Source organism: Cellulomonas sp. P24, assembly GCF_024704385.1.
Lineage (GTDB): Bacteria > Actinomycetota > Actinomycetes > Actinomycetales > Cellulomonadaceae > JAJDFX01.
This window is the reverse complement of the sequence record NZ_JAJDFX010000002.1, coordinates 3,659,164-3,684,300: the sequence shown is the minus strand read 5'-3', so window position 1 is coordinate 3,684,300 and position 25,137 is coordinate 3,659,164. Positions and strand designations below refer to the sequence as shown.

Below are 25,137 nucleotides of genomic sequence, written 5' to 3'. Positions count from 1 at the left end.
GGACGCCACGTCCTCCGAGGCGACCGCCTACGCTTGCGGCCATGGCGACCCTGCGCATCGCACTGGCCCAGATCGACACGTGCGTCGGCGACCTCCGCTCGAACGCCCAGGCCGTCCTCACGTGGTCGCGGACCGCCGCGGACCTGGGTGCCGACCTGGTCGTGTTCCCCGAGATGACGCTCACGGGCTACCCGATCGAGGACCTCGCGCTGCGGGCCTCGGTCCGGCGCGAGGCCGAGCGGGTCCTGCAGGACGTCGCCGCACGGCTGGTCACCGAGGGGATGCCGGAGCTGACCGTCGTCGTGGGGACCCTCGGGACCGACACGCACCGTGAGCACGCCGGCGCGCCTGCGCGCCCGACCAACCAGGCCGTCGTGCTGCGCGGCGGCGAGGTGCTCGCACGCTACGACAAGCACCACCTGCCGAACTACGGCGTGTTCGACGAGTTCCGGATCTTCACCCCGGGTGACACGCCGTGTGTCGTGGAGGTCCGTGGGCGTCGCGTCGGGCTCGTGATCTGCGAGGACATCTGGCAGGACGGCGGACCGGTGTCGGTCATGCGCGACATGGACCTCGACCTCCTCGTGGTCCCGAACGGTTCGCCCTTCGAGGAGGGCAAGGGGCACGTGCGGACCGAGCTGGCCGCGCGGCGGGCACGCGAGGTCGACGCGCCCGTGGCCTACGTCAACCTGACCGGCAGCCAGGACGACCTCGTCTTCGACGGCGGCTCGTTCGTCGTCACCCCGTCAGGAGAGGTCGTCGCGCGCGCGCCGCAGTTCGTCGAGCACCTGCTGGTCTGCGACGTGCCGGACGACGGGGCGCAGCCGACGGGCACCCTGGCGACGCCTCTCGAGCCCGACGCCGAGGTCTACCAGGCCCTGGTGACCGGCCTCGAGGGCTACGTCCGGAAGAACGGGTTCCGCTCGGTCACCCTCGGGTTGTCCGGCGGGATCGACTCGGCCCTCGTCGCCGCGATCGCCGCCGACGCGATCGGGGGCCAGAACGTCGTCGGGGTGTCGATGCCCTCGCCGCACTCCTCCTCGCACTCGAAGGACGACGCCGCCGACACCGCGAAGCGGATCGGAGCGGACTATCGCGTCCAGCCGATCACCCCGATGGTCGAGGCGTTCGACCGCGAGCTGCACCTCGACGGCGTCGCGGCCGAGAACCTCCAGGCGCGGGTGCGGGGCATGATCCTCATGGGTCTGTCGAACGCCGAAGGTCACCTGGTGCTCGCGACCGGCAACAAGTCGGAGCTGGCGGTCGGGTACTCCACCATCTACGGCGACGCGGTCGGGGGCTACGCACCGTTGAAGGACGTCGACAAGTCCCGCGTCTGGGAGCTGTCACGCTGGCGGAACACCGCGGCGATCGATGCCGGCGAGATCCCGCCGATCCCCGAGAGCTCGATCACGAAGCCGCCGTCGGCCGAGCTCCGCCCCGGTCAGGTCGACCAGGACAGCCTTCCCGCCTACCACCTGCTCGACGCCGTGCTCGACGCCTACGTGGAGAGCGCGGAAGGCCGGGCGGAGCTGCTCGAGCGGGGCTTCGACCCCGAGATCGTCGACACGGTCGTGACGTTGGTCGACCGCGCCGAGTGGAAGCGTCGACAGTACCCGCCCGGGCCCAAGGTCACCGCGCTCGCCTTCGGCCGGGATCGGCGCCTGCCGATCACGACGAGGTGGCGCGAGCCCTGACGGGTCCGCACCGGACGGATCCTCACCGGACGTACCCGTACGAACCCGCACGGCACACCGGCCGACCCGCGAGGTCGGCACACGAGAGAGCAGGAACGATGAGCGACACCGCACCAGCACCACGTCCCGCGACCCGGGTCCGGGTGCCGCACCTGCGCGAGGCCAAGAAGCGTGGCGAGAAGCTGACGATGCTCACCGCGTACGACGCACCGACCGCCCGGATCTTCGACGAGGCCGGCATCGACATGCTGCTCATCGGGGACTCGATCGGCAACACGATGCTGGGCCACGAGACCACGATCCCGGTGACGGTCGACGAGCTGATCCCGGCGGTCCGGGCCGTGGCGCGGTCGACGCACCGCGCGCTGGTCGTGGCCGACCTGCCCTTCGGATCGTACGAGGCGTCCCCGGCCCAGGCCCTCTCCACCGCGGTCCGGATGTTCAAGGAGGCCGGCGCGCACGCCGTCAAGTTCGAGGGCGGCGCCCGGGTCGCCGCACAGGTCCGCACGCTCACCGACGCCGGGATGCCCGTCGTCGGGCACCTCGGCTTCACCCCGCAGTCCGAGAACATCCTGGGCGGCAAGCGCGTGCAGGGTCGTGGTGACGTCGCTGCCGAGAAGCTGTGCGAGGACGCCCTGGCGCTCCAGGAGGCGGGAGCGGTCGCGATCGTCCTGGAGATGGTGCCGTCCCCCCCTCGCCGAGCGCGTCACCGAGATCCTGCAGATCCCGACGATCGGCATCGGCGCCGGACCGCACTGCGACGGTCAGGTGCTCGTGTGGCTCGACATGGCCGGCATGGGGTCCTGGTCGCCCAAGTTCGCGAAGCAGTACGCGCAGCTCGGTGCCGCACTGGGCGACGCCGCACGCGCCTACGCGAACGACGTCCGCACCGGGACGTTCCCGGACGCGGCGCACTCGTTCCTCGAGTGAGGTCGGCGCCCTGCCACTCGGCGAGCCGCGGCAGGGCCCTCCGACGGCTCGCCGACCCGGGTCGCCCGCTGGTCCGTCGACGCGTCAGTCGTCGGCGTCCTCCTTGTCCCAGGCGCGCGTGCGCGCCCGGGCGCGCTCCAGCGCGTGCGCGGCTGCCTCACGTGTCGCGTACGGGCCCATCCGGTTCTCCCAGCCGATGGTCTTGCCCTCGAGCACCTCGCCCGTCTTGACGTCGTAGTAGAACTCGGGCTGGTCACCCGGTACGCGGTTCCTTCTCACACGATCTCCTGTCGTCCTGGTCCGGCCTCCCGTCGCGCGTGCGACGGAGACCCGCGACGCGCCCGCACCACCGGTCAGCCGGTCACCCGTGCCGACGGACCCACGGTCCCGCACGGTCGTCCCGGCGGCGACGACGCGTCGATCCGTAGACTGCCACCTATGTCGACCACTCACGCGACGCGTCCCGGCCTGGTCCCCGGCGTCGTCGGCCCACGGCGGAGCGTCCCCACGTCCATCCCGCGGCCCGAGTACGTGGGCCGGCCGGGCCCGGCGCCGTTCACCGGGAGCAACACGCCCGACCCCGAGACCGTCGAGCGGATCCGGGTCGCGTCGCGCATCGCCGCCCAGGCCCGCGAGGAGGTCGGCCGGCACATCGTTCCCGGTGTCACGACGGACGAGCTCGACCGGATCGGGCACGAGTTCATGGTCGGCCACGGCGCGTACCCGTCGACGCTCGGCTACCGCGGCTTCCCCAAGTCGCTGTGCACCTCCGTCAACGAGGTCATCTGTCACGGCATCCCGGACTCCACCGTGCTGCTCGACGGGGACATCGTGAACATCGACGTCACCGCGTACATCGGCGGGGTGCACGGCGACACGAACGCCACGTTCGCCGTCGGGGAGATCGACGAGGAGTCCGCACTGCTCATCGAACGGACCCGCGAGTCGCTCGCGCGGGCGATCAAGGCCGTGGTGCCGGGCCGTCAGGTCAACGTGATCGGGCGGGTGATCGAGAAGTACGCCCAGCGGTTCGGCTACGGCGTCGTGCGCGACTACACGGGTCACGGCGTGGGCGAGGCCTTCCACACCGGTCTCGTGATCCCCCACTACGACGCCGCGCCGGAGCACGACACGGTGATCGAACCGGGCATGGTCTTCACCATCGAGCCGATGCTCAACCTCGACACCCCGGACTGGGTCATGTGGGACGACGACTGGACCGTGCTGACGGCAGACGGTCGGCGCAGCGCACAGTTCGAGCACACGCTCCTGGTCACCGACACCGGAGCGGAGATCCTGACGCTGCCATGAGCAACCACGACAAGACCCCCGTCGCCCTCGGGATCGACATCGGCGGGAGCGGCATCAAGGGCGCCCCCGTCGACCTGACGACCGGGGAGTTCGTCGCCGACCGGGTGCGCATCCCGACGCCGCAGCCCTCGACCCCCGCCGCCGTCGCCCGCACGGTCGCCCAGGTCGTGCAGTCGTTCGACCTCCCGGCCGGCACCCCCGTCGGGGTGACGTTCCCGGCCGTCGTCCAGCACGGGGTCGCCCGGAGCGCCGCCAACGTCGACGTCTCCTGGATCGGCACGAACATCGAGCTCCTGCTGAGCGATGCGCTCGGCCACCCCGTCGTCGCCGTCAACGACGCCGACGCCGCCGGGTACGGCGAGGTCCTCTACGGTGCCGCGCGCGGCACGCGAGGCGTCACGTTGATGACGACCCTCGGCACGGGGATCGGCACCGCGCTGATCGTCGCGGGTGTGCTCGTCCCGAACTTCGAGCTCGGTCACCTGATGATCGACGGCGTCGACGCCGAGACCCGTGCCTCCGACGCCGTCCGCGACCGCGAGAACCTCAGCTGGGAGCAGTGGGCCGAGCGCCTCCAGCGCTACTACGGCGTGCTCGAGGACCTGCTGTGGCCCGACCTCATCGTCGTCGGTGGCGGCGTGAGCAAGAACCACGAGAAGTTCCTCCCGCTGCTGCACCTGCGGGCGCCGATCGTGCCGGCCCAGCTGCGGAACGCGGCCGGCATCGTGGGAGCCGCTGCGCTCGCGGCACAGGGTGCGGGTCCCGGCCCGGTGCCGGTCGAGCCCCGCACCGAGGTCTGACGGGCCGGACGTGACGGCCTCCGCACCGGGGGTGCACGCGCGGCCGCTCACCGAGGTCGCCCCCGGGGTCTGGACGTCGGTCGCGGAGACCTGGACGAGCGTGACGACCGTCGTGGTCGCCCCCGACGGCGCCTGCCTGGTGGTCGACCCGGGGATCACGCTCGCCGAGGTCGAGTCGCTCGCTCTCGCCGTGCACGAGCACGGGTGGCGCGTGGTCGCCGGGTTCAGCACGCATGCGCACTGGGACCACCTGCTGTGGGCGTCGTCGCTCGGGGACGTCCCGCGATGGGCGACCGCACGCACCGCGAGCCTCGCCGCGAGCCTGCGCACCGCAGCGGCGGCCGAGGCCGAGGTCGTCGCACCGGGTCACGACCTCGAGCTCCTCGGCCGGCTCACGCCGCTCCCGGACGGTGCAGCCACGGTGCCCTGGGACGGCCCACAGATCCTGGTGGTGGACCACGACGGGCACTCGCGGGGCCACGCGGCGCTCGTGCTGCCGGCCGCGCGCGTGCTGGTGGCGGGTGACATGCTCTCGGACCGCGAGATCCCGCTGCTCGACGTCGACGCGGCTGACGCGGTCGCGGACTACCGCGCCGGGCTCGACCGCCTCGAGACGGTCGCCCGCGCGCACGACGTCGCCGTCGTCGTCCCTGGGCACGGCCACGTCGGTGACGCGGCAGAGCTCGCACGACGGTTCGCGGCCGACCGCACCTACCTCGACGACCTCGTCGACGGGCGACGATCAGCCGACCCTCGCCTCGCGCTTCCGGCAGAACGCTGACGGCACCGGCGCCGGGTATGCAGGTGGCACCCGATCACCACCCGACGCCCGGCCACCGCACGGCGCGCCGCACCCTCGCGACGTCGTCGGTCCGGAGCACATACTGAAGCGGTGGGTTGGCCGCTGGTTCTCGTCCTCTGCGGGGTCGCCGCGCTCCTGGTCGTGATCGACCGCGTGGTGGCCCTCCTCGACGCGCGTGGCCACCTGCCGGACCGGTCACGTCGTGCCCGGCCGCTCGGTTCCGCGGGGTCCGGCGCCCTCGGTGAGCTGATCGACGTCTTCCAGCCGGGGCACCGCACGCTCGTCGCCGAGCAGGAGCGCCAACGGCTCGACATCCACCAGTCCCCCGGCGAGGCGCCGCCGTTCGCGATCGACCTCGACACAGGCGTCGCCGTGGTCGACAAACCGTTGCCACGGCCCGACGTGCCGTAGAGACCCGGCCGTACAGGGCGGATGAGCTGCGCCGCGCGGCGACCGAGCGCCACGCGCGCCCGTCCCGGTCCGGGGCCGAGCCCCCGACGAAGGGCTGTGTCCAGGCTCGATGCCGGCGTCCTGGAGGGTCTTGACCGGGACCCTCCTGGTCACGGAGCGCCACCCACACCGGTCCGAACACCTGTTCAACCAGTGTTCATGCCAGATTTCATGCACGTTGTAGAACAACCCCCAACCTCATCAGTGCGCGGTGGCTCCGTGCCCTCATGGGGGTTTGCCCGGTTTGATGACCGAGGGGTAATCAATTCTCCAGGAGCTCAGCGTCGCATCGTCGATGCGCGGCACTTTCGCGCGACGGTCGATCATTATCGGATTCGTAGGTCGATGAAAGGCAGCACGATGTCCAGCAGGGAATTCTCCCGACGTCAGTTCCTCGGCACCGCGGCAACAGCAACGGCGCTCGCCGCCGCTGGTTCGCTGCTCCCCCCTCGGTTCAGGCAGCGATGGCGGAGCCCCCCCGTCGCGGTGGTCTCAAAGCAATCAAGCACGTCATCGTGCTCATGCAGGAGAACAGGTCGTTCGACCACTACCTCGGATCGCTGCGGGGAGTCCGCGGCTTCGCAGACACGTCTGCACTGCGCCTGCCCAGTGGGAAGTCAGTCTTCGAGCAGGCCACTGCCACCGGCGAGACCGTGCTGCCGTTCTCGCTGCGAAAGGCCGCAGAGCTGTCCGGTCGACCAGACTCGGACATCCAGTACGTGGGCAGCCTGGACCATTCCTGGACCGGCACGACGGCAGCGTGGGACAACGGCTGGATCGACAAGTGGATTCCTGCCAAGGGCCCGTCGACCATGACTTATTACGAACGCGTGGACCTCCCGCTGCAGTACGAGCTTGCTGACACCTTCACGGTCTGCGATGCCTACCACTGCTCCATCAACGGCTCGACGAACCCCAACCGCAACTACCTCTGGTCCGGGATGGTCGGCAATGAGCCCGGCTCCGCGGCCCGGGCTGTCACCAATGCCGCCTACAGCTACGACCACGCCGGCTATGACTGGACCACGTACCCTGAAAGGCTCCAGGAAGCAGGGGTGTCCTGGCAGATCTATCAGGACTGGGACAACTTCACCGACAACGCCGTCGAGTACTTCCGGACCTTCAAGGCGATCGGTCACAAGATGCTGACCGCGGTCCCGGGTCACCTGCGCACGACGGAGGAGTTCTACGACAGCCTCGGCGGCAAGTCCCCTGCGGAACAGCAGGCCCTGCTGGCTGACCTCCAGCGGGGTCGCGACCTGCTCAGCGAGGCGGAGAAGTCGCTCTTCGACCGGGCCATGTGGCGCGGGCGTCCGAACACTCTGCTGGACCGCCTGCGTGCGGACATCTCCGCCGACCAGCTCCCCCAGGTCAGCTGGATCGTTCCCTCCGCTGCAGACTCCGAGCATCCTGGCGCCTCCACCCCGGTGGGAAGCGCGAACTTCATCTACCGGCTTCTCGACACGATCGCGAGCGACCCGGAGACGTGGGCCACCACCGCCATCTTCCTGAACTTCGATGAGAACGACGGCTACTTCGACCACGTCGCACCGCCCGTTCCGCGCCGGCCGGAGTCCGGCAACGGTGACGACTGGTTCGATGGACTGCCCATCGGCCTGGGCCCGCGGGTCCCGATGACGGTGATCTCACCCTGGACCATCGGCGGCTATGTCAGCTCGGAGGTGTTCGACCACACGTCGGTGATCCGCTTCCTGGAACGCTGGACCGGGGTGCACGAGCCGAACATCTCTGCGTGGCGGCGCACTGTCTGCGGTGACCTGACCGGAGTCTTCGACTTCGACCGTGCGGGAAAGTAGCCGACGGTGGATCACCCCGGGCCGGTCCCTGCGGCCATCAACCGCTGGCACCCGACCCCGCCCACACCGCAGGTCGCACCGGTTCAGGAGTCCGGCACGCGCCGCGCCCGTCCGCTGCCTTATCGCCCCGCGGTGTCCGTCAAGCCGCACGGCGCCGCCGGCCTCGCGCTGGAGCTCAAGAACTCCGGCTCACAGTCCACGCACTTCATCCTCTACAGCTACGCGGGAGGATTCACCACACCGCAGCACTATGACGTGCACAGGGAGCTCGACGTCGAGGTCCCGGTGATCGACGGAGCGTTCGACCTCGTCGTCTCCGGGCCGAACCGCTTCCAGTACGAGGTCAAGGGCACGATGGCGGGTTCTGCCGCGGGCGTGAACGCCACGGTCACCACGGGCAGGGAGGGTGGCGACGTGGTGCTCGCACTGCACAACACCGGGTCGGCCGCAGTGACGCTGACGCTCGAGTCCCTGCAGTACGTCAGCCGCCGACAGACCCACGTGGTACGCCCCGGTCGGCCGCTCACGCTCCGCTGGCCCAGCCTGCACGGCTGGTACGACATCCAGATCGTGACATCGGAGGATGTCACGTACCGCCGCCGCCTGACCGGGCGAGTCGAGGATGGCCGTGTCGGTATCAGCGGCTAACTGAGCTCGGTGGTGAGGTTGGCGACGCGGGGGTCATGAGACGAGGTCCCCTTCGGCAGGACGTGAAGGGTGAACAGCACGTCCCGCCGAGGGGACCCGTCGTCTCTGAACGAGCAGGTCAGGTGGTCGTGAGCGCCGGACATGCACGCGCGTTCCGGAGGCTCGATGTGCGTTCGCGCGCATCGTGTGGAGGCGGGACGGCACCGACGTCGTGGACACCGGCACCTACGGGTGGACCGGCCGGCTCGTGCTCGTCCGGATCCGCAACCCCCGGAGAGCCCCCACGACCCGCGTCCACAAGGCGAACACGCAGGTCAGAGGCCATAAGGTGCGGATGAGCTGGCCTGTACGCCGGGTTCTGTCCCTGCACGCGGTCACCCCCGCGCAGGTGGCGACCATCCATCTACGACGTACGTTGCCGCACGCCTCCAGCGGTCTACCCGGGAGCTCGGGCGGGCCGCCCTCAAGCACTCCCTGTCTGACCTTGCTCCAGGTGGGGTTTACCGAGCCGCACCGGTCACCCGGCACGCTGGTGGTCTCTTACACCACCGTTTCACCCTTACCCCGTCCAGCCCGAAGGCCGCACGGGGCGGTCTGTTCTCTGTGGCACTGTCCCGCGGGTCACCCCGGGTGGGTGTTACCCACCACCTTGCCCTACGGAGCCCGGACGTTCCTCGGGAGGCTCGAGAGCCCCACGCGGTCGCCCGGCCAGCTCATCCGCGCGTTCAGCGTACCGGCTCCGACGACGGCCTAGAGTTCTCCCGTGCTTCTTCTGCTCCCGCCGTCCGAGGGCAAGACCCCACCCGCGGCAGGACGGCCCGTCGAGCTGGACGCCCTCACCGCCCCCGAGCTCGCCGAGAAGCGTCGTCGCGTGCTCGATGCGCTGGCAGCCGTCAGCGCACGCGACGACGGCGCCACCGTCCTCGGCGTCGGTCCCGGCGCCGCGTCCGAGGTCGAGCGCAACGTGCACCTGCGCGATGCCCCCGCCGATCGCGCCGCGACCGTCTACACCGGGGTGCTGTACGGCGCGGCGGGCCTGGCCGGGCTCTCCGGCACCGCCCGGGAACGGGCCGCTCAGCACGTGCGGGTCGTGTCGGCGCTCTGGGGGGTGGTCGGGCCCGAGGACCTCATCCCGGCCTACCGGCTCTCGATGGGTGTCGACCTTCCCGGCGTGGGTCCGCTCGCCCGCTTCTGGAGGGAACCGCTCGGTCCGGTGCTCGACGCGGCCTCGGCCGACGGGGTGGTCGTCGACTGCCGGTCCGCCGGGTACGTCGCCGCATGGCGCCCTCCACGCGGCACGGACTGGGTCACGGTCCGGGTGCTCCGCGACCTGGGCGGGGTGCGCAGCGTCGTCTCGCACCACGCCAAGCACACCCGTGGCGTCCTCACCCATCACCTCATGACGCGCGACGCACCCGTCCCACGCGACGCCGACGAGCTCCTCGTCGCGGCGAAGGAGCTCACCGGCGGGCCGCTGATCGACGTCGAGCTCGCACCGGCTCCGACCCGCACCGGGCCGCGCACCCTGACGCTCGTCGTCCGCGGCTGACGGCCGTCAGGTCTCGCTGGGGCAGCCGACCACGGACACCTCGCTGGTGCCGTCGGGGAACAGCCGGATGATGCTCACCGATGCGGGAGCGACCCGGATCCGGGCCCACGCGGACGACTGGGCCCCGATCGCGACCCCGACGGCCGCGCGGACCGACACCGAGTGGCTCACCACGACGACGGTCCGGTCGACCCCGGCGTCGCGGATCGCTTCGAGCCCGGCACGCATCCGGTTCCCGACGTCCTCGATGGACTCGCCCCCGGGTGCGCGCACGGTGGCGTCCTCGTGCCAGCGACGCAGCTCCCCCGGCCAGCGCTCCTCGATCTCGACGGCCGTGAGGCCCTGCCACTCCCCGAAGTCGCACTCAGCGACGAGGGGCTCGGTCGTGGCGCTCAGCCCGATCCGGGCACCGATGATCGCCGCGGTCTCCTGCGTCCTCACCATCGGCGAGGCGATCAGCTGCGACGGGTACGGCACGTCGCCCCACAGGTCCCGACCGACGCGATCGACGAGCCGGGCCGCCCGGGCCGCCTGAGCACGCCCGAGCTCGGTGAGCGACGGTCCGGGCTCCGACGACCCCGAGTACGCCTTCGACACCGTCAGCGGGGTCTGGCCGTGTCGCACCAGGACGACCGTGACGGGCTCGTCCGCGTCGAACCGGATCGGGGTGCCCGACGGCCTGCGCTCGAGCGGGTGGACCCCACGGGTCGGGGCCGTGACGGGGGCCAGGTCCCGGGAGACCGCACCCCGCCGATCCATCGCGGCATTCGCGAGGGCGTCCGCGGCGGAGTTCTCGGCGCGCGGGACCCACACGTACGTCACCCGTGCGTCCCCGACCACGTCACGGGCCTGCTGGGCGAGCCGCTGCATGTCCGCGTTCTTGATCTTCCAGGTGCCGGACATCTGCTCGACCACGAGCCGCGAGTCCATGCGGACCTCGAGCACCGCGGTCGGGTCGATCTCCCGTGCCGCGGTCAGCCCGGCGATCAGCCCGGTGTACTCCGCGACGTTGTTCGAGGTGACCCCGAGGAAGTCGGCGCGCTCGGCGAGCACCTGACCGGTCTCGGCGTCCCGGACGAGGGCCCCGTACCCGGCGGGTCCGGGGTTCCCGCGCGCGCCGCCGTCCGTCTCGACGACCAGCCGCCGCGCCCCGGCCCCGCCGGTCACAGCCAGGAGTCCTCCCCGCGCACGAGGATGCGGCCGCTGTCCTCGCAGTAGACGATCTCCTCCGGCGGGAGCGCCTTGATCCGCGCGAGCTCTGTCGCGGGGATCATCAGCCCGCTCGCCTCGGAGCGACCGTGCCGCAGCGGGGCAACAGCGAGGCCGCCGAGACGCGCGCGCAGCTTCTCGTAGAGGGCGAGCAGCGAGGGCTCGACCTCGGACGCCATCTGGTCGCGCTCGGACCGCACGCGTGCACCCTCGGCGTCGAGCTCGGCGAACGCCGCGTCGCGCTCCGCGACGACAGCACGACGCGCCTCGTCCTGCGCGTCGTAGGCCCGCTGGAGCTCGGCGACCGCTGCCTCGTGCGCCTCGAGACGCTCCATGATCTCGAGCTCGATCTCCTCGAGGTCGCCCTGCCGCTTCGCGAGGGCCGCAAGCTCGTGCGTGAGGGCCTGGAGGTCCTTCGCGGTGCCGGTGCCCGAGTCGAGGCGGGCCTGGTCGCGAGCGGCGCGGTTGCGCACCTGCTCGACGTCCCCCTCGGACTTCGCGAGCTCACGGCGCAGGTCGCCGCGGGCGGTCTGCGAGGTGACGAGAGCGGTGTGGAGGTCACCGGCCTGCTTGTCGAGCTCGGTGAGCCGTGCCAGCAGCGGATGCGTCTTCTTCCGGTGCGCGATCTGGTCGAGGCGGGTGTCCAGCGCCTGGAGGTCGAGAAGTCGCCGTTGATCGGCAGCAGGGGCGGTGGTCACGGAGTGGTTCCTTCCGATGAGGCGAGACGCGCTGTCCACGGATCGGTGCGACGCGTGCTGACCCGGGTCTCCACCGTAGTGCCGCCGCGGGCGAGCGCAGCGCGCAGGTCACGTGCTGCGCCGTCCAGCCAGGGCCACTCGCTCGCGAAGTGCGGGACGTCGACCAGGTACGGCGTGGCCCGCGGACGCATGCCGCTGAGCGCCTCGAACTCGGCCCGCTCGCGCAGCTCGGAGACCGGGTGGTGCCGGAGGTCGGACGTCAGGTACACGTCGGCGCCCGAGGCCCGCACCGCGTCGAACAGCGAGTCGCCCGACCCGCCGAGCACCGCGACGAGCGACACCTCGGCCTCGAGCTCGCCTGCGACGCGGACACCCTGCTCGGTCGACGGCAGGACCTTCGCCACGGTCTCGGCGAACGCGCGCAGCGTCACCGGCTCGGGCAGTCGGCCCACACGGCCGAGACCTGTCGCACCGTCCCACCCGGCGAGCTCGAGGACCTGGAACGCGGGCTCCTCGTACGGGTGGGCGGCGCGCAGTGCTGCCAGCACGTCACGACGCAGACGCCTCGGCGCGACCATCTCCACACGCGACTCGCGCACGTGCTCACGCCGCCCGGGCGAGCCGATCGTCGGTTCGGCACGCTCCGACGGGGTGAACGTCCCCTCACCGGCCACGGTCCACGCGCACCTGCTGTACTCGCCGAGCGCTCCGGCACCCGCCGCCGCCAGGGCGTCGATCACCGCGTCCGTCGAGGGTTCGGGGACGAGCACCACGACCTGGTCGAGCGGCTCGGCCGGCGCGGCGACGAGCGGGCGGACGTCGCCGAGCCCGACCGCCGCGGCCAGGGCGTCCGCGACGCCTCGGCTCGCCGCATCGGCGTTGGTGTGCGCGACGTGGAGCGCGACACCGGCGCGGACGAGGCGGTGCACGATCGCGCCCTTGAAGGTCGTCGCGGCGACGGAGTGCACCGCCCGGAGCAGCAGAGGGTGGTGGGTGACCAGCAGGTCGGCGGCCCAGGACACCGCCTCCTCGACGACCTCGGCCGTCGGGTCCACCGCGAACATGACCCGCTCGACGGTCTGGCGCGGGTCGCCGCAGACCGTGCCGACCGCATCCCAGGACTCGGCGGCGCCGGGCGGGTAGTGGGCCTCGAGGATCCGCACGACGTCGGCGAGCGTCGGGGCGCCGGTCTTCTGCTGGTTCACAGACGGCACGTTACCGGCCGCGCGCATGCGTACCGGTGCGGGACCGCGACGTCAGTCGACCGTGGGCCGCAACATCGACTTGATCGCGCGTCGCTCGTCCATGGCCGCGTAGGCCTCGGCCACCTGGTCGAGCGGGAGCACGAGGTCGAACACGAGTCCGGGCTCGATCGCACCGGACCACACGTCCTCGAGCAGCTCCGGGATGTACGACCGCACCGACGCGACACCACCACGGACGCCGACGTTCGACGAGAACAGCTGCTGGACCGGGAGCTCCGGGCCGCCGGCCGGCACCCCGACGAACCCGACCATCCCGCCGGGTCGCGCGGAGTCGAGCGCCTGCTGCATCGACTCCTTGGTCCCCACGCACTCGAGCGCGGCATCGACACCGAGCCCGTCGAGCAGGTCCCGCACGTGCGCGACGCCCTCCGCACCGCGCTCGGCGACGACGTCGGTCGCACCGAACCGCACCGCGAGGTCCTGACGGCTCGCATGACGCGACATGGCGATGATCCGCTCGGCACCGAGTCGCCGCGCCGCGAGCACCGCGCACAGGCCGACGGCGCCGTCGCCGATGACCGCGACGGTCGAGCCCGGTCCGACTCCGGCCGACCGGGCGGCGTGGTGACCGGTGCCCATCACGTCGGTCAACGTGAGGACGCTCGGCAGGAGCGCCTCCCCGGGTGTTCCGGCGTCGCCACGAGAGTTCCGTCGGCGAGCGGGACGCGGACGCGCTCACCCTGGCCCGCGTCGCTCGGCACCCCGTCGTGGTCCGGCTCGCCCCACCACGCGAGCTGCGTGCAGGACGTCTGCACGCCGTTGCGGCAGTGCGGGCACGTGTTGTCGCAGATCGAGAACGGCGCGATGACGAACTGCCCGGGGCGCAGCGTCCGCACCTGCGAGCCGACCTCCTCGACGACGCCGACGAACTCGTGCCCGATGCGGTGGGGCTGAGTGGTCGGCCGGACGCCGCGGTAGGCCCAGAGGTCGGACCCGCACACGCACGACGCGACCACGCGCACGACGGCGTCGGTCGGGAGCACGATCGTCGGGTCCGGCACCGTCTCGAGGCGGACGTCGAACGGACCATGGATGACGGTGGCGCGCACGGGAGCTCCTTCAGGAGATCGATGGGTCGAGACGTGCCGGGGGCGACCCCTGAGGCGGACGGTGGTGCGTGGGCCCGGCCGGTCTCGAACCGACGACCTCCGCGGTGTAAGCGCGGCGCTCTGACCAACTGAGCTACAGGCCCCTGCGACGGTGGCACAGCCTACCGGTCGACCGCCGGGTCACAGCGAGGCGAGCGCCTCGAGGTAGCCCGCCAGGCTCCGCGCCTGACTGCGCGGGTTGACGACCGACCAGCGGATCACCCCGTCGGCGTCGATCAGGAAGCTGCCACGCACGGCGAGACCGGAGTCCGCGGCGAACACCCCGTACTCCCGGGCGACCGCACCGTGCGGCCAGAAGTCGGTGAGCAGGTCGAACGTGTAGTGCTCCTGCTCCGCCCAGGCGCGCAGCGCGAACATCGAGTCGCACGAGATCGCGAGGAGCCGTACGCCGGCGTCGTCGAACACCGAGATGTTGTCCCGCAGCTCGCACAACTCACCTGTGCAGGTGCCCGAGAACGCGAACGGCACGAACACCACGACGACCGGCGTGCCGCGGAGCTCGCTCAGCCGGACCGGGGTGCCGTGCGTGTCGTTGAGCACGAAGTCCGGCGCCAGGTCGCCGACCTGGAGCACGACCTGCCCGCCCGCGGTCGTCACCGTCCGCGCGCCCGGGTCCCGAGCCGCGTGGCCGACCACCCGTCCGCGATCACGAACGTGCTGGTCGCATGGAGCCCGGCCGTCGTGGCCGCCTCCTCGATGTCGCTGTGCCCGACATGGCCGGGGCGGCCCTGCTTCGGCGTGAGGACCCAGACGACACCGCCGTCCTCGAGCACCGTGAGGGCGTCGACGAGCGCGTCCGTGAGGTCACCGTCGTCCTCACGCCACCACACGACCACGACGTCGGTGACGTCGTCGTAGTCCTCGTCGACGAGCTCGTTCCCCGTGGTGGTCTCGATGCTGACCCGAAGGGACTCATCGACGTCGTCTGCCCAGCCGAACTCCTGGACGACCTGGCCCGGGACGAGACCGAGGCGTGCGGCGGCCGAGTCGGCCTCCGAGCCCGAGGTGGATACCACGTTGCGACCTGTTCCTTTCGAGTCACTGATCGAGCTGCCCCGGGACGACGCGTCGCCCTCGGCCGCTCTGCTTACTGTTGGCACACGCTAGCCCACCGCACCCGACCACGGTCTGACAAGAGGTCACGGCGTGGTGGTCGATTCCGTGTCGCACGCGCCATTGTCGCGGACGTCACGTGTCACCGACCGCCTCCGGTGTGACTTTCGGCCCGGTGACGTCCGACAATGAGCCGACGACCGGACCAGTCGGTGCACGACGCGGCGGTTCGGGTTGACGACAGCATCGTGGCCGACCGGCCCAACGCTGCGGAGGAAAGGCGAGGAGCGCAGGTGGCTTCGACTGACGAGAGAGGGCCGCTCATCAACGGCCTGCTGAGCCAGGTCCCGGACATCGACCCGGTCGAGACCGGTGAATGGGTCGAGTCGCTCGACGGCCTGATCGACGACAAGGGCGGACCGCGAGCGCGGTACGTCCTGCTGAACCTGCTGAAGCGGGCGCGCGAGCGCAACGTCGCGATCCCGACGTCGCTCAACACGCCGTACGTCAACACGATCGGCGTCCACGACGAGCCGTACTTCCCCGGTGACGAGGTCATCGAGCGCCGCTACCGCTCGTGGATCCGGTGGAACGCCGCGGTCATGGTGACGCGCGCGCAACGGCCGGGCATCGGCGTCGGCGGCCACATCTCGTCGTACGCGTCGGTCGCGACGCTGTACGAGGTCGGCCTCAACCACTTCTTCCGCGGCAAGGACCACCCCGGCGGCGGCGACCAGGTGTACTTCCAGGGTCACGCGTCCCCCGGCGTGTACGCCCGGGCCTTCCTCGAGGGCCGGCTCAGCGCGAACCAGCTCGACGGGTTCCGCCAGGAGCTCTCCCACCCCGGTGGCGGGCTGCCGTCCTACCCGCACCCGCGGCTCGCTCCCGACCTGTGGGAGTTCCCGACGGTCTCGATGGGCCTCGGCCCTGCGTCGGCGATCTACCAGGCGTGGACCAACCGCTACCTGCATCTCCGCGGGATCAAGGACACCAGCCAGCAGAACGTGTGGGCCTTCCTCGGCGACGGCGAGATGGACGAGCCCGAGAGCCGCGGCATGCTGCAGCTCGCCGGTCAGCAGGGGCTCGACAACCTGACGTTCGTGGTGAACTGCAACCTGCAGCGCCTCGACGGCCCGGTTCGCGGCAACGGCAAGATCATCCAGGAGCTCGAGGCACAGTTCCGTGGTGCCGGCTGGAACGTCATCAAGGTGATCTGGGGTCGCGAGTGGGACGTCCTGCTCAACGCCGACAAGGACCGTGCGCTCGTCAACCTGATGAACACCACGCTCGACGGCGACTACCAGACCTTCAAGGCGAACGACGGCGCGTTCGTCCGTGAGCACTTCTTCGGTCGGGACGCCCGCACCAAGGCGCTCGTCGAGAACATGACGGACGACGAGATCTGGGCGCTCAAGCGCGGCGGGCACGACTACCGCAAGCTCTACGCCGCGTACTCGGCGGCGAGCGCGCACACGGGGCAGCCGACGGTGATCCTCGCGCACACGATCAAGGGCTACGGCCTGGGCTCGGGCTTCGCCGCACGCAACGCGACGCACCAGATGAAGAAGCTCAAGGGGGACGACCTCAAGGCGCTCCGCGACGAGCTCCACATCCCGATCACCGACGAGCAGATCGACGCGGACCCGTACCTCCCGCCGTACTTCCACCCCGGTGCGGAGGACCCGGCGATCCAGTACATGCTCGACCGCCGACGCGCCCTCGGCGGCTTCGTCCCCGAGCGCCGCGACACGCACGTCCCGCTCACCCTCCCGGGTGACGCGGTGTACGCGCGCCTGGCGAAGGGCTCGGGGCAGCAGGAGGTCGCCTCGACGATGGCCCTGGTCCAGCTCTTCAAGGACCTCGTCAAGGACAAGGAGATCGGCCCGCGGATCGTGCCGATCATCCCCGACGAGGCCCGCACCTTCGGTCTGGACGCCATCTTCCCGAGCGCGAAGATCTTCAACACGCTCGGGCAGAACTACCTCGCCGTGGACCGCGACCTCATCCTCAGCTACAAGGAGTCCGAGGTCGGCCAGATCATGCACACCGGCATCAACGAGGCCGGGTCCGCGGCCGCCTTCCAGGCGGTCGGCACCTCGTACGCGACGCACGGTCAGCCGCTGATCCCGTTCTACTTCTACTACTCGATGTTCGGGTTCCAGCGGACCGGTGACCAGTTCTGGGCCGCCGGCGACCAGATGACGCGAGGGTTCCTGGTGGGGGCGACCGCAGGTCGCACGACGCTCACCGGTGAGGGGCTCCAGCACGCGGACGGTCACTCGCCGCTGCTCGCCGGCACCATGCCGCACGTCGTGCACTACGACCCCGCCTACGGGTACGAGATCCGGCACATCGTGCGCGACGGTCTGCAGCGGATGTACGGGGACGACGGGCGCGACCCGAACGTCATCTACTACCTGACCGTCTACAACGAGCCGATGCAGCAGCCGGTCGAGCCGGAGGACGTGGACGTCGAGGGCATCCTCCGCGGCATCCACCTCATCGCCCCGGTCGAGGGCGACGGTCCGCGTGCGCAGATCCTCGCGTCGGGTGTGGCGATCCTGTGGGCGCTGGAGGCCCGGGAGCTCCTGGCCCGGGACTGGGGCGTCAACGCCGCGGTGTGGAGCGTCACGAGCTGGAACGAGCTGCGTCGCGACGGTCTCGCGGCCGAGCGCCAGGCGTTCCTGCACCCGGAGCAGGAGCCGCGCGAGGCGTACCTCACGACCAAGCTCGCCGGTGCCGAGGGGCCGTTCGTCGCGACGACGGACTTCGACCACCTCGTCCCGGACCAGGTGCGGCAGTGGATCCCGGGCACCTTCGCGACGCTGGGTGCGGACGGCTTCGGCTTCTCCGACACGCGACCGGCCGCCCGTCGGCACTTCAAGATCGACGGCCCGTCGGTCGTGGTCCGCGTGCTGCAGCAGCTCGCCCGCGACGGCAAGGTCGCCGCGGACGCCCCTGCTCGCGCGATCGAGCAGTACCGCCTGCACGACGTCACCGCCGGTACGTCCGGCAACGCGGGCGGGGACTCCTGACCCGTCAGCACGACGCATGGCGAACGGGCCCCGTGGGGCCCGTTCGTCATGTCCGGGGACCGTGCACCGGTGCCCGCGCCACCCGTGCACGAGCGCCGACCACCCGCGCAGACGCACCGCTGCGCGAAGGTCGGCCGGCGGCGCCGGTCACCAGCGCCGAGAGCAGTCACCGGCCTGTCACCGGTACAGCGGGCGTTCGCTGCTACGCGTCGCCGATCAGGCGGGTGAGCTCCGCGCGCAGGTCCGCGGTCTTGCGCGCGTCGGTGTACTCCTCGAGCGTGCGCAGGTGCTGCTTCGCCTCGAGCGGGCGGTCGGCCTCGAGCGACGCCAGGACCATCTGCCGGGCGACCTCGGGGACGTGCTCGCGCGGCCTCCAGTGCCCGACGCCGAGGCCGAGGGCCTCGACAGGCAGGTTCGCCTCGCGCAGGACCGCCAGCCCCTCGGCGAGCGCGGCACCTGACGGATCCCGCTCTGCCGCCGTGGTCAGCCGACGGAGTGTGCCCTCGTGGTCGTCGCCCACCGACAGCCGGGCGAGCTCGATCAGCGGGTACCAGGCGCGCGGGTTGCCGGCGAGCTCCTCGGCCAAGGACCACACCGCGAGATCGGCGGCGCGCCTGACCTCGCTGTCGTCGATCGGAGCAGTCAACGGGTCGTCGTCGGAGACCTGCCCCGTGGCCCGCCGTCGGACGATCTCGGCGAGGGCCTGGAAGGCCCGCACGTTGTTCGGGTCGTCCCCGAGCATGGACCGCACGGCGTCCTCGTGGAGGGTGTCTCCGCGGCGCGCTGCCTTGGTCGGACGACGCGCACCGACCTTCGACGCCGACGACGGACGTCGCATGAGGTGTCGAAGCCGGGGCAGGAGTGCCATGAGGGAACCATAACCGAGAGGGCGTCGCTGCACCGGCCGATGAGGCGGAGGTCTCGCCCGCGCCGCTCGGGGACGGGGGTGCCCCGGCGCCCTCCACGCACGACGGAGTTTGTCGACTACCGACAAACCGTGACCGTATGCTCAGGGGATGGTGGACCACCCGACGAGCACCGAGGCCGACACCCTCCGCCGCGTCCGCGATGCCAGTGGTCTGCTCGCCGCGTCCGCGATGCGGCGCCTGGACGAGGACCTCGCGTGGTATCGGACCTTGCCGGCGGAGGACCGCTCGTGGGTCGGGCTCGTCGCCCAGGCCGGGATCGCGGCGTTCATCAGCTGGTTCTCGGACCCGGCGGCCCCGCCGCACGGGGTCGGTGACATCTTCTCCGCGGCGCCGCCCGAGCTCACCCGCTCGATCTCGTTGCAGCACACGCTGCAACTCGTGCGCGTGATCGTGAACGTGGTCGAGACACACTCGGACGAGCTCGCCGCGCCCGGCGGCGAGCGTGAGGTCCGCGAGGCCGTCCTGCGCTACTCGCGTGAGGTCGCGTTCTCCGCCGCCGAGGTCTACGCCCGCGCCGCCGAGGTGCGCGGCGCCTGGGACGCCCGCCTCGAGGCGCTCGTCGTCGACGCGCTGGTCCGGGGCGACGCCGACCAGTCGCTCCGCTCCCGCGTCTCGGCGCTCGGATGGAGCGGCCGCGGGTCGACGCTCGTCATGGTCGGCACGACCGTCTCCCCGCTCGACGACATGCGTGCCGCTGATCTGCGTCGCGCAACCAGGCGTGCGGCCGACGACGCGCTCGTCGGGATCCAGGGCGACCGTCTCATCGTGTTCCTCGGCGGTGAGGGCGACCTCCGGGCGGCAGCGACGTCGCTCCTCCCCCGGTTCGGACCCGGGCCCGTCGTGATCGGCCCGCAGGCCAACGACCTCGCCGACTCGGCACGGTCCGCCCAGGCAGCTCTCGCCGGTCTCCGCGCCGCACCGGCCTGGGCCCAGGCACCACGACCGGTCCAGGCGGACGAGCTCCTCCCCGAACGGGTGCTCACCGGTGACACGACCGCGCGACGCCAGCTCGTCGACCAGGCGTACCGACCGCTGCTGGCGAGCACCGGCTCCCTGCTGGAGACGCTCTCGACCTACCTGGGCGGCGGCCGGTCGCTCGAGGGTGCGGCCCGCACGCTGTACGTGCACCCCAACACGGTCCGGTACCGCCTGCGGCGGGTCGCCGACGTCACCGGCTGGGACCCCTTGGACCCCCGCGAGGCGTACGTGCTCCAGATCGCCCTCGCGCTCGGCCGGCTCGACGGCGCCACGATCGCGTGACCGCGCCCGTCGAGGTCCGCGTCGACGTGCGCGTTCCCCGAGCCGCCCCGGCTTGTAGGTAACCGACAACCGCTTTCCGGATCCTTGGTGCGCGTCGTGACCGCGGCCGGGTCGCGCAGTTCGACACAGTGGTGGGGTGCTCGCCATCCTCTGCCCCGGCCAGGGCTCACAGTCCCCCGGGTTCCTCACCCCGTGGCTCGACCTCCCGGGAGCGGAGGACCGGCTCGCGAGCCTCTCGGCTGCGGCAGGAGTGGACCTGCGGACGCACGGCACGGTCTCCGACGCGGACACGATCCGCGACACCGCGATCGCGCAGCCGCTGATCGTCTCGGCATCGCTCCTCGCCCTCGCTGCGGTGCTCGACGGCCGCGACGCCCGCGAGGTCGTCGACGTCACTGCCGGCCACTCGGTCGGCGAGTTCAGCGCGGCGGCGGTCGCCGGTGTCCTCGACGACGCCGCGGCCGTGTCGCTCGTCTCCGCACGCGCTGCCTTCATGGCCGACGCGGCCGCGACGACCCCGACCGGGATGAGTGCCGTCGTCGGCGGCGACCCGACGGAGGTGCTGGCGGCGATCGAGGCAGCCGGACTGGTGCCCGCGAACGTCAACGGCGGCGGCCAGGTCGTGGCTGCCGGGTCCGTCGACGCGCTGGCCCGGCTCGCCGCGGCCCCGCCGGCCAAGGCCCGGGTGATCCCGCTGCAGGTCGCCGGAGCCTTCCACACGGCCTACATGCAGCCGGCGGCCGACCGGCTCGCCCCGGTCGCCGCCGCGCTGGCACCGCAGGACCCGGTGCTCACCCTGCTGTCGAACGCGGACGGGCGCACGTACGCCGACGTCGACGGCGGCACCGCCCACGGTCGCGGGCCCCGCGTCCTCGAGCGCCTCGTGGCCCAGGTCGTCGCACCGGTCCGCTGGGACCTCTGCCAGGAGACCCTCCTCGCGCTCGGTGTCACCGGTGCGATCGAGCTCGCGCCGGCAGGAGTGCTGACCGGTCTGGCGCGGCGTACCCTGCCAGGCGTGGAGACGGTCGCGGTCAAGTCCCCGTCCGATCTCGACGCAGCCCGCGACCTGGTCCGCCGACACGCCGGCGTGATCTCCGGCGGACACCCCAGCCCACAGGAGACCCACTCGTGACGCGACCGACCCTCACCCAGGCGACTGGGCCTGCCCACACCCGCATCCTCGGGCTCGGCGGTGTCCGTGGCGAGCTCGTCGTCACCAACGACGAGCTCGTCGGGCCGATCGACTCGTCGGACGAGTGGATCCGGCAGCGGACCGGCATCGTGACCCGTTGTCGCGCCGGGGCCGACACCGACGTGCTCGACCTCGCCGAGGGCGCAGCCCGGGCGGCGATCGAGAACGCCGGGTTGACCGGTGCGGACATCGACGCCGTGATCCTCTCGACCGTCACCTACTTCCACCAGACACCCTCGGGTGCCGCGATCATCGCCGACCGGATCGGGGCGACGCCCGCCGCGGCCTACGACATCTCCGCGGCCTGCGCCGGGTACTGCTACGGGATCGGCCAGGCCGACGCGCTCGTCCGGGCCGGAGCGGCGCGCCACGTGCTCGTCATCGGCGCGGAGAAGATGAGCGAGTTCGTCGACCCGACCGACCGGTCGATCTCGTTCCTGCTCGGCGACGGCGGCGGCGCCGTGGTGATCGGCGCGTCGGACACCCCGGGCATCGGCCCGACGATCTGGGGCTCCGACGGCTCCCAGGCGCAGGCCATCCGGCAGACGCACTCCTGGCTCGACGTCCGCGACCACGGCGCGGGCTGGCCGACGCTGCGACAGGAGGGTCCGAGCGTCTACAAGTGGGCCGTGTTCAAGATGGCTCCGATCGCCCAGCAGGCCATGGAGGCCGCCGGGGTCGGACCGGACGACATCGACGTCTTCATCCCCCACCAGGCGAACATGCGGATCATCGACCAGATGATCAAGCAGCTCAAGCTCCCGGACACCGTCGTGGTCGCCCGGGACATCGCCGACACCGGCAACACGTCGGCGGCGTCGATCCCCCTGGCCACCGAACGCCTGCTCCGCGAGGGACAGGTCTCCAGCGGTGCGCTCGCGCTGCAGATCGGCTTCGGTGCCGGGCTCGTCTACGCCGCACAGGTCGTCGTCCTCCCGTAGGGCGCGCCACCGCTGGGACGGAGCCCGGCGATCGAGGACAATCGACTCCGGCCGGCACTCAGCACCACCGCCGGATGGCACCGTCGGACCGGTCACCGGACCGGTCCGCCCGCAGCACCGACCGCGGGGACATCGCGTAGTACCGACACCAAGGAGACAACGATGGCGTACAGCGAGCAGGAGATCCTGGCCGGGCTGGTCGAGATCGTCAGCGAGGAGACCGGCCTTCCTGCCGACTCCGTCCTGCCCGAGAAGTCCTTCACCGACGACCTCGACATCGACTCGCTGTCGATGATGACGATCGTCACTCTCGCGGAGGAGAAGTTCGACGTCCGCATCCCCGACGACGAGGTCAAGAACCTCGCCACCGTGGGTGACGCCGTCTCGTTCATCGTCGGCGCCCAGGGCTGACCCGCACCACACCGACAGGTACCTCGACGGTCGGGGGTGCGGTGCCGTCTCGATCGAGACCGCGCCGCACCCTGACCTCGCCCACGCCCGCAAGGAGCAGTCATGAGCAACGTGCCCGATGTAGTGATCACCGGCCTCGGAGCCACGACTCCGCTCGGAGGCGACGTGGCGAGCACGTGGCGCGCCGCTCTCGCCGGGGAGTCCGGCGCACGGACGCTGCCGAACGACTGGGCGGAGACCTACGGGATCGCCGTGTCGTTCGCGGCCCAGCTCAAGGTCCCGTCGGTGGACGTGCTGCCGCGACCGGAGACCAAGCGGATGGACCCCTCGGCCCAGTACGCGATCATCGCGGCGCGAGAGGCCTGGGCCCACGCGGGCAGCCCGGAGGTGGACCCCGAGCGTCTCGGCGCCGTCGTGTCCTCCGGCATCGGGGGGGATCTGGACGACCCTCGACGCGTGGGACACCATGCGCGAGAAGGGGGCGCGTCGGGTCCTGCCGATGACCGTCCCGATGCTCATGCCGAACTCGCCGGCGGCGTACGTCGAGCTCGAGTTCGGTGCGCGTGCCGGTGCTCACGCGCTCGTCTCGGCCTGCGCCTCCGGCGCCGAGGCGATCGGGTACGCGTGCGAGATGATCCGGACCGGTCGCGCGGACGTCGTCATCGCCGGCGGGACCGAGGCGGCGATCCACCCGATGCCACTCGCCGCGTTCGCGGCCTCACGCACGCTCTCGACGCGCAACGACGACCCGGCCGGAGCCTCGCGCCCGTACGACGTCCAGCGGGACGGGTTCGTCCTCGGCGAGGGCGCCGGCATCGTGGTCCTCGAGAGCGCCGCCCACGCGGCTGCACGCGGGGCGACCGTCCTCGCGCGGCTCGTCGGCGTGGGCCTGAGCTCGGACGGCTACCACATCACCTCACCGGAGCCCTCCGGGCGCGGACAGGTCGCGGCCATGCGCGCCGCGCTCGCCGACGCCGGGCTCGGCACCGAGGACATCGTGCACGTGAACGCGCACGCGACCTCGACGGTGGTCGGTGACCTCATCGAGGCGCGAGGCGTCCGAGAGGTCCTCGGCGCCGATGCGGACCGCGTGGCGCTCTCCGCCACGAAGTCGATGACCGGCCACCTGCTCGGCGGGGCCGGGGCGCTCGAGACGATCTTCACGGTGCTCGCGCTCGTGGATCGCAGTGCACCGCCGACGATCAACGTCACCGAGCCGGACCCGGAGCTCGTGCTCGACCTCGTGCGCGACACGCCGCGCCCGCTGCCGACCGGTCAGATCGCCGCGATCAACAACTCGTTCGGTTTCGGTGGCCACAACGTCGCCCTGGTGGTCGCGAGCGCCTGACGACGCGCGGGACCGGACGGTGCGACCCAGGGTCGACCCGCGCACCGGAACCCGTCTCTCACCGCACCCGTCCCTCCCGCACGAGCCACCCACCACGCAGGCGGCGGCCTCCCCCGAGTCGCCGCCTGCGGGTGCGTGCTCCCGCTGAGCCTCAGCCCACCCGGTGGAGCCAGCGCACCGGGGCGCCGGCGCCGGCGTAGCGGAACGGCTCGAGCTCGTCGTCCCAGGCCTGCCCGAGCGCGAGATCGAGCTCGGCCCGCATCGCTCGCGGGTCGTCGGCGTGCTCGATGGCCGCACGGATCCGGTCCTCCGGGATCATCACGTTGCCGTGCACGTCCGTGACGGCGTGGAAGATGCCGAGCTCGGGGGTGTGGCTCCACCGCGCACCGTCGGCGCCGTGGCTGGCCTCCTCGGTGACCTCGTAACGCAGGTGCGCCCACCCGCGCAGGCCCGAGGTGAGGCGCGCCCCGGTCCCCTGAGGGCCTTGCCACGAGTGCTCGGCCCGGAACAGCCCCGGGGACGCCGGCTGCTCGGTCCAGTCGAGACTGAGGCGCGCGCCAAGGACGCCGCCGGCGGCCCACTCGATGTGGGGGCACAGCGCGCGGGGTGCCGAGTGCACGAAAAGTACGCCACGGGTGATGGCACCAGCCATGTTGTCCCTCCTGACGGGTCGAGGTTCGTCT

General features: G+C 71.7%; 21 protein-coding genes, 1 tRNA gene, 1 other RNA gene and 4 pseudogenes. 16 read left to right on the top strand and 11 right to left on the bottom strand.

Annotated features, from left to right (window positions below; genetic code table 11):
- Positions 1-41: 41 nt before the first annotated feature.
- Both LJB74_RS17200 and panB read left to right on the top strand, forming a co-directional pair.
- A complete protein-coding gene (locus tag LJB74_RS17200; protein ID WP_259309678.1) occupies positions 42-1,697 on the top strand; it encodes an NAD+ synthase in 1,656 nt (551 codons plus the stop codon).
- Between the two features lie 98 nt (positions 1,698-1,795).
- Positions 1,796-2,627, top strand: a pseudogene (gene panB / locus LJB74_RS17195) (3-methyl-2-oxobutanoate hydroxymethyltransferase).
- A gap of 84 nt (positions 2,628-2,711) precedes the next feature.
- On the opposite strand, the gene LJB74_RS17190 reads toward panB, so the two are convergent.
- Positions 2,712-2,906 carry an SPOR domain-containing protein gene (locus tag LJB74_RS17190; protein WP_259309677.1) on the bottom strand — a complete coding sequence of 65 codons (195 nt, stop codon included), beginning with the start codon at positions 2,904-2,906 and terminating at the stop codon, positions 2,712-2,714.
- A 159-nt stretch (positions 2,907-3,065) separates the two neighbouring features.
- Here LJB74_RS17190 and map point away from each other — a divergent pair, with 159 nt between their 5' ends.
- The 7 genes and pseudogenes from map (at position 3,066) to LJB74_RS17155 (ending at position 8,455) form a co-directional block, all read left to right on the top strand.
- Positions 3,066-3,938, top strand: coding sequence for a type I methionyl aminopeptidase (gene map / locus LJB74_RS17185; protein WP_396125191.1), 873 nt, complete (start codon positions 3,066-3,068; stop codon positions 3,936-3,938).
- Positions 3,935-4,738: a polyphosphate--glucose phosphotransferase gene (gene ppgK, locus LJB74_RS17180; protein WP_259309676.1), complete on the top strand. Its 804-nt coding sequence runs from the start codon at positions 3,935-3,937 to the stop codon at positions 4,736-4,738. Before map ends, ppgK begins: the two co-directional genes overlap by 4 nt.
- A gap of 10 nt (positions 4,739-4,748) precedes the next feature.
- Positions 4,749-5,519, top strand: coding sequence for an MBL fold metallo-hydrolase (locus LJB74_RS17175; RefSeq protein ID WP_259309675.1), 771 nt, complete (start codon positions 4,749-4,751; stop codon positions 5,517-5,519).
- A gap of 111 nt (positions 5,520-5,630) precedes the next feature.
- On the top strand, positions 5,631-5,951 hold the full coding sequence (locus LJB74_RS17170) for a DUF6191 domain-containing protein (RefSeq protein WP_259309674.1): 321 nt from the start codon (positions 5,631-5,633) through the stop codon (positions 5,949-5,951).
- 21 nt (positions 5,952-5,972) lie between these two features.
- A pseudogene (locus LJB74_RS20675) lies at positions 5,973-6,407 on the top strand (hypothetical protein); the annotation flags it as partial.
- 47 nt (positions 6,408-6,454) lie between these two features.
- On the top strand, positions 6,455-7,807 hold the full coding sequence (locus LJB74_RS17160) for an alkaline phosphatase family protein (RefSeq protein ID WP_259309673.1): 1,353 nt from the start codon (positions 6,455-6,457) through the stop codon (positions 7,805-7,807).
- Between the two features lie 132 nt (positions 7,808-7,939).
- Positions 7,940-8,455, top strand: coding sequence for a phospholipase domain-containing protein (locus LJB74_RS17155; protein ID WP_259309672.1), 516 nt, complete (start codon positions 7,940-7,942; stop codon positions 8,453-8,455).
- A 331-nt stretch (positions 8,456-8,786) separates the two neighbouring features.
- Here the strand turns inward: LJB74_RS17155 and rnpB are convergent.
- Positions 8,787-9,171, bottom strand: an RNA gene (gene rnpB, locus LJB74_RS17150) — RNase P RNA component class A.
- 47 nt (positions 9,172-9,218) lie between these two features.
- Between rnpB and LJB74_RS17145 the strand changes: the two genes are divergently transcribed.
- The gene (locus LJB74_RS17145; RefSeq protein WP_259309671.1) at positions 9,219-10,004 is read left to right on the top strand and encodes a YaaA family protein; all 786 of its coding nucleotides are present in this window, start codon (positions 9,219-9,221) and stop codon (positions 10,002-10,004) included.
- Positions 10,005-10,010: 6 nt separating this feature from the next.
- Here the strand turns inward: LJB74_RS17145 and LJB74_RS17140 are convergent, their stop codons facing one another.
- From LJB74_RS17140 to LJB74_RS17110, 7 genes and pseudogenes are all read right to left on the bottom strand, one after another.
- Positions 10,011-11,171: a bifunctional RNase H/acid phosphatase gene (locus tag LJB74_RS17140; protein ID WP_259309670.1), complete on the bottom strand. Its 1,161-nt coding sequence runs from the start codon at positions 11,169-11,171 to the stop codon at positions 10,011-10,013.
- The gene (locus tag LJB74_RS17135; protein WP_259309669.1) at positions 11,168-11,911 is read right to left on the bottom strand and encodes a zinc ribbon domain-containing protein; all 744 of its coding nucleotides are present in this window, start codon (positions 11,909-11,911) and stop codon (positions 11,168-11,170) included. Before LJB74_RS17135 ends, LJB74_RS17140 begins: the two co-directional genes overlap by 4 nt.
- On the bottom strand, positions 11,908-13,143 hold the full coding sequence (locus LJB74_RS17130) for a Nif3-like dinuclear metal center hexameric protein (RefSeq protein ID WP_396125190.1): 1,236 nt from the start codon (positions 13,141-13,143) through the stop codon (positions 11,908-11,910). The genes LJB74_RS17135 and LJB74_RS17130 overlap by 4 nt, the downstream gene beginning before the upstream one ends.
- Before the next feature lie 24 nt (positions 13,144-13,167).
- Positions 13,168-14,225: pseudogene (locus LJB74_RS17125) on the bottom strand (zinc-dependent alcohol dehydrogenase family protein).
- A 69-nt stretch (positions 14,226-14,294) separates the two neighbouring features.
- Positions 14,295-14,368 (bottom strand) — tRNA-Val (locus tag LJB74_RS17120).
- Positions 14,369-14,405: 37 nt separating this feature from the next.
- Positions 14,406-14,882, bottom strand: coding sequence for a peroxiredoxin (locus tag LJB74_RS17115; protein ID WP_259309667.1), 477 nt, complete (start codon positions 14,880-14,882; stop codon positions 14,406-14,408).
- Positions 14,879-15,301 carry a DUF3052 domain-containing protein gene (locus LJB74_RS17110; RefSeq protein ID WP_259309666.1) on the bottom strand — a complete coding sequence of 141 codons (423 nt, stop codon included), beginning with the start codon at positions 15,299-15,301 and terminating at the stop codon, positions 14,879-14,881. Before LJB74_RS17110 ends, LJB74_RS17115 begins: the two co-directional genes overlap by 4 nt.
- 330 nt (positions 15,302-15,631) lie before the next feature.
- On the opposite strand from LJB74_RS17110, the gene aceE reads away from it, so the two are divergent.
- Positions 15,632-18,373 (top strand): pyruvate dehydrogenase (acetyl-transferring), homodimeric type, encoded by a 2,742-nt coding sequence (aceE, locus tag LJB74_RS17105; RefSeq protein WP_259309665.1) that lies wholly within the window; start codon positions 15,632-15,634, stop codon positions 18,371-18,373.
- A gap of 202 nt (positions 18,374-18,575) precedes the next feature.
- Here aceE and LJB74_RS17100 read toward each other — a convergent pair whose 3' ends face one another.
- On the bottom strand, positions 18,576-19,241 hold the full coding sequence (locus tag LJB74_RS17100; protein ID WP_259309664.1) for a hypothetical protein: 666 nt from the start codon (positions 19,239-19,241) through the stop codon (positions 18,576-18,578).
- Between the two features lie 148 nt (positions 19,242-19,389).
- On the opposite strand from LJB74_RS17100, the gene LJB74_RS17095 reads away from it, so the two are divergent.
- The 5 genes and pseudogenes from LJB74_RS17095 (at position 19,390) to LJB74_RS17075 (ending at position 24,454) form a co-directional block, all read left to right on the top strand.
- Positions 19,390-20,562 (top strand): CdaR family transcriptional regulator, encoded by a 1,173-nt coding sequence (locus tag LJB74_RS17095; protein WP_259309663.1) that lies wholly within the window; start codon positions 19,390-19,392, stop codon positions 20,560-20,562.
- 136 nt (positions 20,563-20,698) lie between these two features.
- Complete coding sequence (locus tag LJB74_RS17090) at positions 20,699-21,694, top strand: ACP S-malonyltransferase (protein WP_259309662.1); 996 nt, start codon at positions 20,699-20,701, stop codon at positions 21,692-21,694.
- Entirely contained in the window at positions 21,691-22,695 is a 1,005-nt protein-coding gene (locus tag LJB74_RS17085; protein ID WP_259309661.1) for a beta-ketoacyl-ACP synthase III, read from the top strand. Before LJB74_RS17090 ends, LJB74_RS17085 begins: the two co-directional genes overlap by 4 nt.
- Positions 22,696-22,857: 162 nt before the next feature.
- Positions 22,858-23,106: an acyl carrier protein gene (locus LJB74_RS17080; protein ID WP_259309660.1), complete on the top strand. Its 249-nt coding sequence runs from the start codon at positions 22,858-22,860 to the stop codon at positions 23,104-23,106.
- A 102-nt stretch (positions 23,107-23,208) separates the two neighbouring features.
- Positions 23,209-24,454, top strand: a pseudogene (locus LJB74_RS17075) (beta-ketoacyl-[acyl-carrier-protein] synthase family protein).
- Positions 24,455-24,605: 151 nt separating this feature from the next.
- Here the strand turns inward: LJB74_RS17075 and LJB74_RS17070 are convergent.
- Positions 24,606-25,106: a DUF3145 domain-containing protein gene (locus tag LJB74_RS17070; RefSeq protein ID WP_259309659.1), complete on the bottom strand. Its 501-nt coding sequence runs from the start codon at positions 25,104-25,106 to the stop codon at positions 24,606-24,608.
- Positions 25,107-25,137 lie beyond the last annotated feature (31 nt).